At 71.2% G+C, this 11,629-nt stretch carries 12 protein-coding genes; 6 read left to right on the top strand and 6 right to left on the bottom strand.

Translation table 11 applies throughout. The features are described 5' to 3' along the window. Positions 1-218: 218 nt before the first annotated feature. The 3 genes from I4Q55_RS48725 to paaI are packed head-to-tail and all read right to left on the bottom strand — an operon-like array spanning position 219 to position 2,499. A complete protein-coding gene (locus tag I4Q55_RS48725) occupies positions 219-812 on the bottom strand; it encodes a TetR/AcrR family transcriptional regulator (RefSeq protein WP_206797856.1) in 594 nt (197 codons plus the stop codon). Then, complete coding sequence (gene paaK / locus I4Q55_RS48720; RefSeq protein ID WP_206797854.1) at positions 809-2,086, bottom strand: phenylacetate--CoA ligase PaaK; 1,278 nt, start codon at positions 2,084-2,086, stop codon at positions 809-811. Before paaK ends, I4Q55_RS48725 begins: the two co-directional genes overlap by 4 nt. Continuing rightward, the gene (gene paaI, locus I4Q55_RS48715) at positions 2,083-2,499 is read right to left on the bottom strand and encodes a hydroxyphenylacetyl-CoA thioesterase PaaI (RefSeq protein ID WP_206797851.1); all 417 of its coding nucleotides are present in this window, start codon (positions 2,497-2,499) and stop codon (positions 2,083-2,085) included. Before paaI ends, paaK begins: the two co-directional genes overlap by 4 nt. Before the next feature lie 163 nt (positions 2,500-2,662). On the opposite strand from paaI, the gene paaZ reads away from it, so the two are divergent. The 6 genes from paaZ (at position 2,663) to paaE (ending at position 8,362) form a co-directional block, all read left to right on the top strand. After that, a complete protein-coding gene (paaZ, locus tag I4Q55_RS48710; protein WP_206797849.1) occupies positions 2,663-4,690 on the top strand; it encodes a phenylacetic acid degradation bifunctional protein PaaZ in 2,028 nt (675 codons plus the stop codon). Beyond that, positions 4,687-5,619 (top strand): 1,2-phenylacetyl-CoA epoxidase subunit PaaA, encoded by a 933-nt coding sequence (gene paaA, locus I4Q55_RS48705; protein ID WP_206797847.1) that lies wholly within the window; start codon positions 4,687-4,689, stop codon positions 5,617-5,619. The genes paaZ and paaA overlap by 4 nt, the downstream gene beginning before the upstream one ends. An 86-nt stretch (positions 5,620-5,705) precedes the next feature. Then, entirely contained in the window at positions 5,706-5,972 is a 267-nt protein-coding gene (gene paaB / locus I4Q55_RS48700) for a 1,2-phenylacetyl-CoA epoxidase subunit PaaB (protein WP_206797860.1), read from the top strand. After that, the gene (gene paaC / locus I4Q55_RS48695; RefSeq protein ID WP_206797845.1) at positions 5,969-6,826 is read left to right on the top strand and encodes a 1,2-phenylacetyl-CoA epoxidase subunit PaaC; all 858 of its coding nucleotides are present in this window, start codon (positions 5,969-5,971) and stop codon (positions 6,824-6,826) included. Before paaB ends, paaC begins: the two co-directional genes overlap by 4 nt. After that, positions 6,820-7,308 (top strand): 1,2-phenylacetyl-CoA epoxidase subunit PaaD, encoded by a 489-nt coding sequence (gene paaD, locus I4Q55_RS48690; RefSeq protein ID WP_206797843.1) that lies wholly within the window; start codon positions 6,820-6,822, stop codon positions 7,306-7,308. Before paaC ends, paaD begins: the two co-directional genes overlap by 7 nt. A 1-nt stretch (position 7,309) precedes the next feature. Next, complete coding sequence (paaE, locus tag I4Q55_RS48685) at positions 7,310-8,362, top strand: 1,2-phenylacetyl-CoA epoxidase subunit PaaE (protein WP_206797841.1); 1,053 nt, start codon at positions 7,310-7,312, stop codon at positions 8,360-8,362. Between the two features lie 61 nt (positions 8,363-8,423). Here the strand turns inward: paaE and I4Q55_RS48680 are convergent, their stop codons facing one another. From I4Q55_RS48680 to I4Q55_RS48670, 3 genes are all read right to left on the bottom strand, one after another. Further along, positions 8,424-9,554, bottom strand: coding sequence for an adenylate/guanylate cyclase domain-containing protein (locus I4Q55_RS48680; RefSeq protein ID WP_206797839.1), 1,131 nt, complete (start codon positions 9,552-9,554; stop codon positions 8,424-8,426). 1 nt (position 9,555) lies between these two features. Then, a complete protein-coding gene (locus tag I4Q55_RS48675; RefSeq protein ID WP_091306092.1) occupies positions 9,556-10,008 on the bottom strand; it encodes a universal stress protein in 453 nt (150 codons plus the stop codon). A 92-nt stretch (positions 10,009-10,100) separates the two neighbouring features. Then, positions 10,101-11,309 (bottom strand): chromosome segregation protein, encoded by a 1,209-nt coding sequence (locus I4Q55_RS48670; RefSeq protein ID WP_206797858.1) that lies wholly within the window; start codon positions 11,307-11,309, stop codon positions 10,101-10,103. Between the last annotated feature and the right edge of the window lie 320 nt (positions 11,310-11,629).

Raw genomic sequence — 11,629 nt, 5'->3', positions numbered from 1 at the left:
TAATGGATCACGTGGGGCCTCTGGAACTCTAGGATTCGATCTTCGCAAATCCAGTCCTACCAGGGGCCCCACGCCTCATCCCACGCCAACACGCCCACCCGAGCCCAGCCCTACTGAGAAAACCTCAATGTGGCCTTGGTTGCGTTCAACGCACCGAAGGCCGCCTTGGGTGCGTTCAACGCACCGAAGGCCACATTGGGGCGCAAGCGGCTCCCGGCTCACGTTCCGGTGCGCAGGCCCTCGAAGGCCACCTTGCACACCGCGTCCGCCACCTCGGCCGCCGCCGAACCCCGGCGCGGCTTGTACCACTCGATCAGCGAGTTCACCATGCCGAACACCAGCCGCGCCGTCACCGCCGGGTCGACGTCCGGGCGGATGTCGCCCTCCGCTTCGGCCTGCTTCACCAGGTCCGTCACCAGCCGGTCGAACTCGCGCCGGCGTGCCAACGCCGCGCGCTCCACCTTCGTGTTCCCCCGTACGCGCAGCAGCAACGTCACGAACGGCAGCCGGTCCGCCAGTACCAGCACGCTGCCGCGCACCAGGTGCTCCAGCCGGTCGATCGCCCGGCCGTCCAGCTGGGCCGTCGCCGACGCCACCTCGAACAGCCCGTCCAGGGCCCGGTCCACCGCCAGCCGCAGCAGTTCCTCCTTGCTCGGCACGTGGTGGTAGATCGCCGACTTCGTGATGCCGAGCTTGCGGGAGAGGTCCTCCATGCTCGTGCCGTCGTAGCCGCGCTCGTTGAACAGCTTCACCGCCACCTGCAGCAGCGACTCCAGGTCGTAGCCGGGGCGTCCGCGCCGCGGGGTCGTCACGGCCGCTCCCGCTGGTCGATGATCCGCCGCATCTTGCCCATGGACCGCTCCAGGGTGTCCGGGTCGACGACGTCCACCGACACGGTCACCCCGACGCCGTCCTTCACCTGCGAAACCAGCGAGGCCGCCGACTGCTCCCGCGAAGCAGCAGAAGTGTCGTGCCGCGCCTCCACCCGCACGGTCAGGTGGTCGAGCCGCCCGCGCGTGGACCGGACGAGCTGGAAGTGCGGGCTCAGCCCGTCGGTCCGCAGCACGATCTCCTCGATCTGCGTCGGGAAGACGTTGACCCCGCGCAGGATGATCAGGTCGTCGGTGCGCCCGGTGACCTTGGCCATCCGCCGGAACGCCGGCCGCGCGGTCCCCGGCGAGAGCGCCGTCAGGTCGCGGGTGCGGTAGCGGATGATCGGCAGCGCCTGCTTGGTCAGCGACGTGAACACCAGCTCCCCGGTCTCGCCGCCGCCCAGGACGTCCTCGGAGTACGGGTCGATCACCTCGGGGTAGAAGTGGTCTTCCCAGATGTGCAGGCCGTCCTTGGTCTCGACGCACTCCTGCGCGACCCCCGGGCCCATCACCTCCGACAGCCCGTAGATGTCGACGGCGTCGAGCGCGAACCGCTCCTCGATCTCCGCGCGCATCTGCTCGGTCCACGGCTCGGCGCCGAAGATGCCCACCTTCAGCGACGACGCACGCGGGTCGACACCCTGCCGCTCGAACTCGTCGAGCAGCGTCAGCATGTACGACGGCGTCACCATGATGACCTCGGGCCGGAAGTCGGTGATCAGCTGCACCTGCCGCGCGGTCATCCCGCCCGACGCCGGGATCACCGTGCAGCCGAGCTTCTCGGCGCCGTAGTGCGCGCCGAGCCCGCCGGTGAACAGGCCGTAGCCGTAGGCGACGTGCACCTTGTGCCCGGGCCGCCCGCCCGCGGCGTGGATCGAGCGGGCCATCACCGTCGCCCAGGTGTCGATGTCCTGCTCGGTGTACCCGACGACGGTGGCCTTCCCGGTGGTGCCGCTGGAAGCGTGGATGCGCCGGACATCCTCCTGCGGCACGGCGAACATCCCGAACGGGTAGTTCTCGCGCAGATCCTGCTTGGTGGTGAACGGGAACTTGGCCAGGTCGGCCAGTTCCTTGCAGTCGTCCGGGTGGACGCCGGCCTCGTCGAACTTGCGCGTGTACGCGGGCACGTTCGCGTAGGCGTGCCGGAGTGTCCACTGCAGACGTTCCAGCTGGAGGGCGGCCAGCTCGTCGGCGCCGATGTCCGTCTCGATCATGGTCGGTCCTGTTTCGCGGAGAGGACGCGGCTGCGGCCGCGGAATTCGGCGACGACCTCGGGCCCGGCGGGGGTCTCCCGGTGCACCGTGACGTCGTAGATGCCGTTGCGGCCGAAGCGGGTGCGCTCGGTGGCCGTCGCGACGAGGTGGTCGCCGAGCCGGCCGGCCGCGACGAACGAGATTTCGGCGCCCGCGGCCACCGTCACCGGGCCATGGGTGTTGCAGGCGCAGGCGAAGGTCGTGTCGGCCAGCAGGAAGACGTACCCGCCGTGGGCGATGTCGTGGCCGTTGACCATCGCGCGGGTGATCGTCATGGTCGCGACGGCGTGGCCGTCGGCGGCCTCGACGAGTTCGATGCCCAGCGCGCGCGACGCCTCGTCGGCGGCGAACATGGTGTGCGCGGCGTTGGTCATGCACCCTCCGTCCCACTGACCGAATGGACGGTCACCTCGCGGTGCCGCTCAGTAAAGGCAGTGGCCGGGGCCGGTGTCAAGCGCCGGCCTTCCGATCTTCGGCCGCAGCGGATACCATGCGATTAACTGAACGTCCGGTAGGTAATTCGGCGAGAGGGACCTGATGGCATTGCTGCGCAGCTACGTCTCGGGCGGGTGGCACACGGCGGCGGACGAGGGCGTCCCGCTGCACGACGCGGCCACCGGCGAGGAGGTCGCCCGGATCTCGTCGAACGGCGTCGACTTCGCCGCCGCTCTCGAGTACGGCCGCACGGTCGGCGGCCCGGCCCTGCGGGAGCTGACGTTCCACCAGCGTGCGGCCCTGCTCAAGGCACTGGCGTCCCACCTGCGCGAGCACCGCGACGAGCTGTACGCACTCTCCGCTCGCACGGGGGCCACCCTCGGTGACTCCAAGTTCGACATCGACGGCGGCATCGGCGTGCTGTTCAGCTACGCCTCCAAGGGCAAGCGCGAGCTGCCGAACGACACCGTCTACGTCGAGGGCAACGTCGAGCCGCTCAGCCGCGGGGGCACGTTCGTCGCCCAGCACATCGCGACGCCGCTGCGGGGCGTCGCCGTCCAGATCAACGCCTTCAACTTCCCCGTGTGGGGCCCGCTGGAGAAGTTCGCGCCCGCCTTCCTGGCCGGCGTCCCGAGCCTGGTCAAGCCGGCCAGCCAGACCGCCTACCTGACCGCCCGCGTGGTCGAGCTGATCATCGAGTCCGGGATCCTGCCCGAGGGCTCGCTTCAGTTCGTGGCCGGCAGCGCCGGCGACCTGCTCGACCACGTCACCGCGCAGGACCTCGTGTCGTTCACCGGCTCGGCGTCGACCGCCCAGAAGCTGCGGGCGCACCCGGTGATCATCCGCAACGCCGTCCGGTTCAACGCCGAGGCCGACTCGCTGAACTGCTCGATCCTCGGCCCGGACGCCGTCCAGGGCACGACCGAGTTCGACCTGTTCGTCAAGCAGCTCGTCACCGAGATGACGGTCAAGGCCGGCCAGAAGTGCACCGCGATCCGCCGCGCGTTCGTCCCGGCATCGCTGCTCGACGACGTCGCTTCCGCCGCGTCCGAGCGGCTCGCGAAGGTGACCGTCGGCAACCCGGCGTCGGAAGGCGTCCGGATGGGCGCGCTGGCCAGCCTGGAGCAGCGCGAGGAGGTCCGGCGGTCGCTGAAGGCCCTGCTGGACGCCGGGAGCGTCGTGTTCGGCGACCCGGAGCGCGTCGAGGTCGTCGACGCCGACGCCGAGCGCGGCGCCTTCATCTCGCCGGTGCTGCTCAAGGCCGACCCCGAGCGCTCCGAGCCGCACGAGGTCGAGGCGTTCGGCCCGGTCTCCACGCTGATGCCGTACACGTCCACCGAGCAGGTCGTCGACTTCGCCGCGCGCGGTGGCGGCAGCCTGGCCGGATCGGTCGTGTCGGCGGACAAGGAGTTCGTGCGCGAGGTCGTCCTCGGCGCGGCACCGTTCCACGGCCGCCTGCTGGTGCTCGACGCCGAAGACGCGAAGGAGTCCACCGGCCACGGTTCGCCGATGCCGCAGCTGGTCCACGGCGGCCCGGGCCGCGCGGGCGGCGGCGAGGAGATGGGCGGCGTCCGCGGGGTGCTGCACCACATGCAGCGCACGGCGGTCCAGGGCTCGCCCGCGGTGCTGTCGGCGGTCACCGGCCGCTGGGTCGCCGGCGCGCCGCGCGCCGAAGGCGTCCACCCGTTCCGCAAGTCCCTGGCCGAGCTGCGCATCGGTGACTCGGTGGTGGCCGGCCCGCGGGTTGTTTCCCAGGAAGACGTCGACCACTTCGCCGAGTTCACCGGCGACACGTTCTACGCGCACACCGACCCCGAAGCCGCCGCGGCGAACCCGCTGTTCGGCGGGATCGTCGCGCACGGCTACCTGGTCGTCTCCTTCGCGGCGGGTCTGTTCGTCTCGCCCGAGCCGGGCCCGGTGCTGGCCAACTACGGCCTGGAGAACCTGCGCTTCCTCACCCCGGTCAAGGTCGGCGACTCGCTGACCGTGACGCTGACCGCGAAGCAGATCACCCCGCGGATCGACCAGGACTACGGCGAGGTCCGCTGGGACGCCGACGTCACCAACGCCGAGGGCGAGTCGGTGGCGAAGTACGACGTCCTGACGCTGGTGTCGAAGGAGCAGCCGTGACGGCCACTGTTTCTCTCGAAGAACACTTCGAGCACACCATCGAGCGCGACCAGCGGATCGAGCCGCGTGACTGGGTGCCCGACGGCTACCGCAAGACGATGATCCGGCAGATCGCGCAGCACGCGCACTCGGAGATCATCGGCATGCAGCCCGAGGGCAACTGGATCACGCGGGCGCCATCGCTGCGGCGTAAGGCGATCCTGCTGGCCAAGGTCCAGGACGAAGCCGGCCACGGCCTCTACCTGTACTCCGCGGCGGCGACGCTGGGCGCGGACCGGGCGGACCTGACCGACAAGCTGATCAACGGCAAGCAGAAGTACTCGTCGATCTTCAACTACCCGACGCTGACCTTCGCCGACGTCGGCGTGATCGGCTGGCTGGTCGACGGCGCGGCGATCTGCAACCAGGTGCCGCTCTGCCGCAGCTCGTACGGGCCGTACGCGCGGGCGATGATCCGGATCTGCAAGGAGGAGTCCTTCCACCAGCGGCAGGGCTACGAGCTGCTGATGACCATGATGCGCGGGACCGAGCAGCAGCGGGAGATGGTCCAGGAGGCCGTCAACCGCTGGTGGTGGCCGTCGCTGATGATGTTCGGCCCGCCGGACGCCGACTCGCCGAACACCGCGCAGTCGATGGCGTGGAAGATCAAGCGCCACACCAACGACGAGCTGCGGCAGCGGTTCGTGGACATGTCGGTGCCGCAGGCCGAAGCCCTCGGCGTCACGTTCCCGGACCCGGACCTTCGCTGGAATCCCGAGCGCGGGCACTACGACTTCGGCGCCGTGGACTGGGACGAGTTCAAGAACGTGCTCAAGGGCAACGGCCCGTGCAACGCGCAGCGGATCGCCCACCGGCGTCGCGCGCACGAAGAGGGCGCCTGGGTGCGGGAAGCCGCGGTGGCGCACGCCGCGAAGAAGGAGCACAAGTGAGCGAGCTGACTTCCGAAGGTGGCCACGGCGCCGTCCCCCTCGAAGGCGTCCCCGCCGCCCCGGGCCCGGTCAAGCACGACTGGCCGCTGTACGAGGTGTTCGTCCGCGGCAAGCGCGGGCTGAACCACGTGCACGTCGGCTCGCTGCACGCGGCCGACGACCGGATGGCGCTGCACCACGCCCGCGACCTCTACACGCGGCGCAACGAAGGCGTGTCGATCTGGGTCGTGCGCGCGGCCGACATCACGGCGTCGTCGCCGGACGAGAAGGACCCGTTCTTCGCACCCAGCGGCGACAAGGTCTACCGGCACCCGACGTTCTACGACATTCCCGAGGAGGTGCCGCACATATGAGTTTCGACAACGTGTACGAGGCCATCACCGAGGAGAACGACGCCCGCTGGGCGTTCGGCACCGGCTTCGAGGACCCGCTGTCCGGAGTGGACACTTCGGTCCCGTCCGGTGTGGACGGTGCTGCCCTGGCGGCGTACTGCCTGATGCTGGGCGACGACGCGCTGATCTTTTCCCACCGGCTCCAGGAGTGGTGCACCAACGCCCCCGAGCTGGAGGACGAGGTCGCCATCGCCAACATCGCCCTCGACCTGCTGGGCCAGGCGCGCCTGCTGCTCGCCCGCGCCGGCAAGGCCGACGGCTCGGGTCGCTCGGAGGACTCGCTGGCCTTTCTCCGCGCGGAGAACGAGTTCCGCAACGTCCGGCTCGCGGAGCTGGGCGGCGGCCACTTCGGGCACCTGATCGCGCGCCTGTTCGTGTACTCCACGTGGCGGCTGGCGCTGTTCCAGCGGCTGGAGCCGTCGGTGGACCCGGTGCTGGCGGCGATCGCGGACAAGGGCGTCAAGGAGCTGACCTACCACCGCGACTACGCGGCGCAGTGGCTGGTCCGCCTCGGCGACGGCACGCCGTTGTCGCACGCGCGGATGCAGGAAGGCCTGGACGCGGTCTGGCCGTACGTGGGGGAGCTGTTCCGCACCCACCCGGTGGAGTTCGTCGACGCGGCGTCGCTGCGCCCCGAGTTCGACGCGGTGCTGGACCAGGCTCTCGCGGCGGCGACGCTGGCGCGGCCGTCGTCGGGTGAGCTGGCCGGCGTGTCGGGCCGGACGGGCCGCGACGGCGTCCACACCGAGTCTTTCGGCTACCTGCTGGCGGAGCTGCAGAGCGTGGCCCGCGCGATGCCGGACGCGCGATGGTGACCGCGGCCGCGGTGGCCGCCACGGTCACCGACCCGGAGCTGCCGATGCTGACGCTGGCGGACCTGGGCGTGCTGCGTTCGGTGTCGGAGTCCGAGGGACGCGTGGTCGTCGCGATTACGCCGACGTACACGGGCTGCCCGGCGATGGACACCATGCGCGACGACCTGGAGCACGCGCTGGTTTCGGCGGGCTACGCCGACGTCGAGATCCGGACGCAGCTGTCGCCGGCGTGGACGTCGGACTGGATTTCGGCCGCGGGGCGCCGCAAGCTCGCCGAGGCCGGCATCGCGCCGCCGGGTGCGGCACCGCGACGCTCGGGCCCGATCCCGCTGACGCTGTCGGCGCCGGTGTCGCGCGTGCTCTGCCCGCACTGCGGGTCGGCGGACACCGAAGAGCAGTCCCGGTTCGGCGCGACGGCGTGCAAGGCGCTGCGGCGCTGCCGAGCCTGTCTCGAGCCGTTCGAGCACGTCAAGGAGATCTGAAGTGGCGCGGTTCAACTCCCTGAAGGTGGCCGACGTCGAGCGGCTGTGCGACGACGCGGTCGCGGTGACGTTCGACGTGCCGGCGTCGCTGGCTGCGGAGTACGCGTTCAAGCCGGGCCAGTCCCTGACGTTGCGGCGCTCGATCGACGGCCGCGACGAGCGCCGGTCGTACTCGATCTGCGCCCCGGCGGGCTCGGCCCCCCGGGTCGGCGTCCGCCTGGTCCCGGACGGGTTCTTCTCGTCATGGCTGGTGAACGACGTCCGCCCGGGCGACACGATCGAGGTCGCCCCGCCCACGGGGTCGTTCACCCCGGACCTCGCGGAGGGCGGCCACCACGTCCTGATCGCGGCGGGCTCGGGCATCACCCCGGTGCTGTCGATCGTGTCCTCGCTGCTGAAGTCGTCCACGGCGACGGTGACGGTGCTGTACGGAAACCGCCGCACGGACACGGTGATGTTCGCGGACGAGCTTGCGGACCTGAAGGACAGCGCACCCGCACGGCTGGAGCTGATCCACGTCCTGTCGCGCGAGCCCCGCGAGGCGGAGCTGTTCACGGGCCGCTTGGACGTCCCGAAGCTGCGCACGCTGTTCTCGACGTTGGTGCCGGTTTCTTCGGTCGATCATTGGTGGCTGTGCGGCCCGTTCGAGATGGTGTCGGGCGCGCGGGAGCTCCTGGCGTCCCTGGACGTGCCTGCTTCGAAGGTGCACCAGGAGCTGTTCTACGTGGACACCCCATCGGCCCCGGTGGAGCACCTCGACCCGGAGGTGGTGGGGGAGGCATCGGAGGTATCCGTGATCCTGGACGGCCGCGCGACGCCGATGACGTTGCCGCGTTCGACGTCCGTGCTCGACGGGGCGCAGAAGTTCCGCCCGGACCTGCCGTTCGCCTGCAAGGGCGGGGTGTGCGGAACGTGCCGTGCCCGCGTGACGGAGGGAAAGGTGGACCTGCGGCGCAACTTCGCGTTGGAGGAGGCGGAGGTCGCGGCGGGGTTCGTGCTGACGTGCCAGTCGTACCCGGTCTCGGAGACCCTGACGGTCGACTTCGACGCCTGAGCCACGGGCGGCTCACGGTGTGGGGTTCTGCCACCCCTGCGCGGCTGCCGGCGCGAGCCGCTCAGCGTAGGCGTCGCCGGCGGCGGGGCCTCGGCTCCGGGGCCTCCGTCACCTGCTCCTCCGGCGGCGTGCCGTACTCCTCCCGGGCCGCCGGGTCCGCCAGGCCCAGCATCTCCGCCGCCAGCTGCTGGGAGCTCGCGAACATGCCCGTCGGGGCCTCGCTCGCCCGGCGCAGCGCCGCCGGGCGGAGGCGGTTGTAGCCGCGGACCGTCACCGGCCTGCGGGCGCGCAGCTCGTACGCCTTCTCTTCCGCCAGCTCCGCCGCCAGCTCGCGGTCGACCAGGATCGTCCCGGGGCGGGCCACCGACGTCAGCCGGGCCGCGAGGTTGACCACCGAGCCGTACACGTCGCCGAAGCGCGACAGGATCCGGCCCGAAGCCATGCCCGCGCGGACCGCCGGCAGGCTCTCGTCCGCCGACGTGCGCTCGGTCAGCGTCAGGGCTATCTCCGCCGCGTCGACCGGCGAGTCCGCCACGAACAGGACCTCGTCGCCGATCATCTTCACGACCCGGCCGTGGTGGTCGGCGATCACCTCCGTGGCCAGGGTCTCGAACGCGTCGAGCACGCGGCTGAGCTCGTCCTCGCCGATCTGGCGGGTCAGCCGCGTGTAGCCCACCATGTCGACGAACCCGACCACCTCGGTGCGGCTTTCCAGGTGCTCGTCCGGGGCCGCGAACGCCCGCCCCGCGTACGCCGCCAGGTGCCGGCGCCAGACGAAGTTCTGCACCTGCTCGAGCTCCGGCAGCAACCGGTCGACCAGCCGCGTCACCTGGCGCTCGCTGCGGCCCAGCTCCGGCTGCTCCCTGATCAGCTGCCACAGCATGTCGACCTGCCATTCGGCCAGCCGCGACAGGTGCTGGCCGAGCGCGCGCGTCACCGACACCTCGATGCTCGGGTCGATCAGCCCCGACTGCACCAGCTGGTCGGCCGTCCGCATGGCCTCGACGTCCGCGTCGGTGAAGACCACCTCGTCGTCGCGCACGGTCGCGAACCCCAGCGCGCGCCAGAGCCGGCGTGACCGCTCCTCGGGCACGCCGGCCTTCTCCGCCACTTCCAGGCGGGTGTACTTCCGCCTGCCGCCGAGCAGGACGCGTTCGAGCCGCTGCTGAAGTTCCTCGCTCGGATCGGCCACGTCAGGTCGTGTGGACGATCAGCACGTCCACGCCGGACTTGCGCGCCACCTCGGACGGCACCGAGCCGAGGATCCGGCCGGCGATCGTGTTCAGCCCGCGGTTGCCGACCACCAGGAGGTCGGCCTCGCGCTCCTTGACGACCTTGCGCAGCGAGTCGACCGGGTCGCCCTTCACCGCGACCGTGTCGATCTTCTCCGCGCCCGCGCGTGCTGCCCGGTCCCGCGCCGACTGCAGCGTGTCTTCGGCCGGTGCCGAGCCCACGACCTGGTACGCCTCCTCGCCGAGGGCGTCCTGGGCCTTCTCGACGTCGGACTGGCTCGCCGGGTAGTACGCACACGCGATGACGAGCGTGGCGCCCGCGTCGCCGGCCACCGCCGCCGCGCGGTCCACCGCCGCGAACGAGGACTCCGAGCCGTCCGTGCCCACCACCACGGTCCGATATGCCGCACCCATGCGCAAAACCTCCAGGTGATCCCGCGTGAGCAGGGACGATAGCCGGTCGGTACCGACCGCGCAGGCTCGTCCGCGCCCTGTCGGGTGGAAGGTTACTCGCCAGTCGCTTTCTGCGCTCCGCTCGCCCGCGGAGCCGGCTTCGGCGCTGCCTTGGGGGGCGCCGTGGGGGCGGGCTTGGCCGCCGGCTTGGCGCCGGGCTTCGGCTTCGGCACGTCGGAGGCGCGGATCCGGATCGTCTCCTCGATGTCGGTGACCCGGACCGTCTGCTCGGTCTCGTCGACGGCGTCCGGCTTCCGGTCCGTCGCCAGGTCGGCCTTGACGTCGGCGGGCACCTTCACCTCGTCGCCGAGGACGGTGTGCGCCTCGGCCAGCACCGCCCGCGCCGCGCGGACCTGCTCGGCCAGCCCGCCGCGCACCTTGCGCAGCGCGTCGACCCGCTCGTTGGCCTGGGTGATCCGCCGGTTCGACTCCTCGGTGGCCGTCGTCACGCGGCGCCGAGCCTCGTCGGCGGCCTCGGCGAGCCGGGCGTTGGCCTCGGTGATCGAGTCCTGACGGCGCTTGTTCGCCTCCGCGACCGACTCCCGCTGCCGGCGGTCGATGTCGGCCTTCGCGGCCTTCTCCTCTTCGAGGACCTTCGCGCGGATGTCGGCGGCGTCCTGGGTGGCTTCCTGGACGCGCCGCGCGGCTTCGGCCTTGCTGGCCGCCTCCTGCTCGGCCAGTACCCGCATCGCCTCGGTGCGGCGCGAGGCCATCGCGATCTCGAAGTCCTCTTCGACCTTGGTCCGGCGGTCCGCCGACTCGGTGTCGAGCCGCTTGCGCTCCGCTTCGGCCTCGTCGGTGATCTTCTTGGCCTGCGCGCGGGCGTCTTCGAGGACCTTGCGGTGCTCGGCTTCCATTTCCTTGCGCCGCAGGTCGAGCTCGGTGAGCAGCTGCTCGTAGCGGGCGCGCATGGCGCTGGCGTCCGTCTCGGCCTTCGCCCGGATGTGCCCGGCCTCGGCTTCGGCGCGGGCGCGGGTGTCGGCGGACTCGTCCTGCGCGAGGCGCAGCATCCGCTGCAGCCGTTCGGACAGGCCTTCGACGCTGGTCGGCGGCTGGGCCAGCCGGTCGACCTGCCCACGCAGGTCCGCGATCTCACCGCGCGCGATCTCCAGCTGACGGGCCAGGTCGCCGGCCTGCACGATGGCGGCGTCCCGATCGGCGGTGAGCATCTTCAGGTCGGCGTCCAGCCGTTCGAGGTGCTCGTCGACCTGCGCTTTGCTGTACCCGCGCTTCGTCACGTCGAAGCCGGCTCCCAGCGGCACAAGCTCCCGTTCATCGCCAAGGCTCATGGGACCTACCGTAGTCGCAGCCGGGTCACGGAAGGGTGAGCACCCGTGCGGTGCGCCGAACGCGCCGTCTGCCGCGGCGAAAGGAACCGGCGGATCCCGCCGGCTCCCGGTGGGTTCCCGACGCCGGGAGTGCGGCCGCTCCCGGCGTCGTCACGCTCACGCGCCGCGGAAGGCGTTGATGCCTTCGATGTGCTTCGCGCGTTTCTCTTCGTTACGGACGCCGAGGCCTTCCTGCGGGGCGAGGGCGAGCACGCCGACCTTGCCCTGGTGGGCGTTGCGGTGCACGTCGAGAG

The sequence above is a fragment of the Amycolatopsis sp. MtRt-6 genome (genome assembly GCF_017308975.1).
In the GTDB taxonomy this organism is placed as follows: Bacteria; Actinomycetota; Actinomycetes; order Mycobacteriales; family Pseudonocardiaceae; genus Amycolatopsis.
The sequence above is the reverse complement of the archived record's forward strand: the minus strand, read 5'-3'. Positions and strand labels throughout refer to the sequence as shown.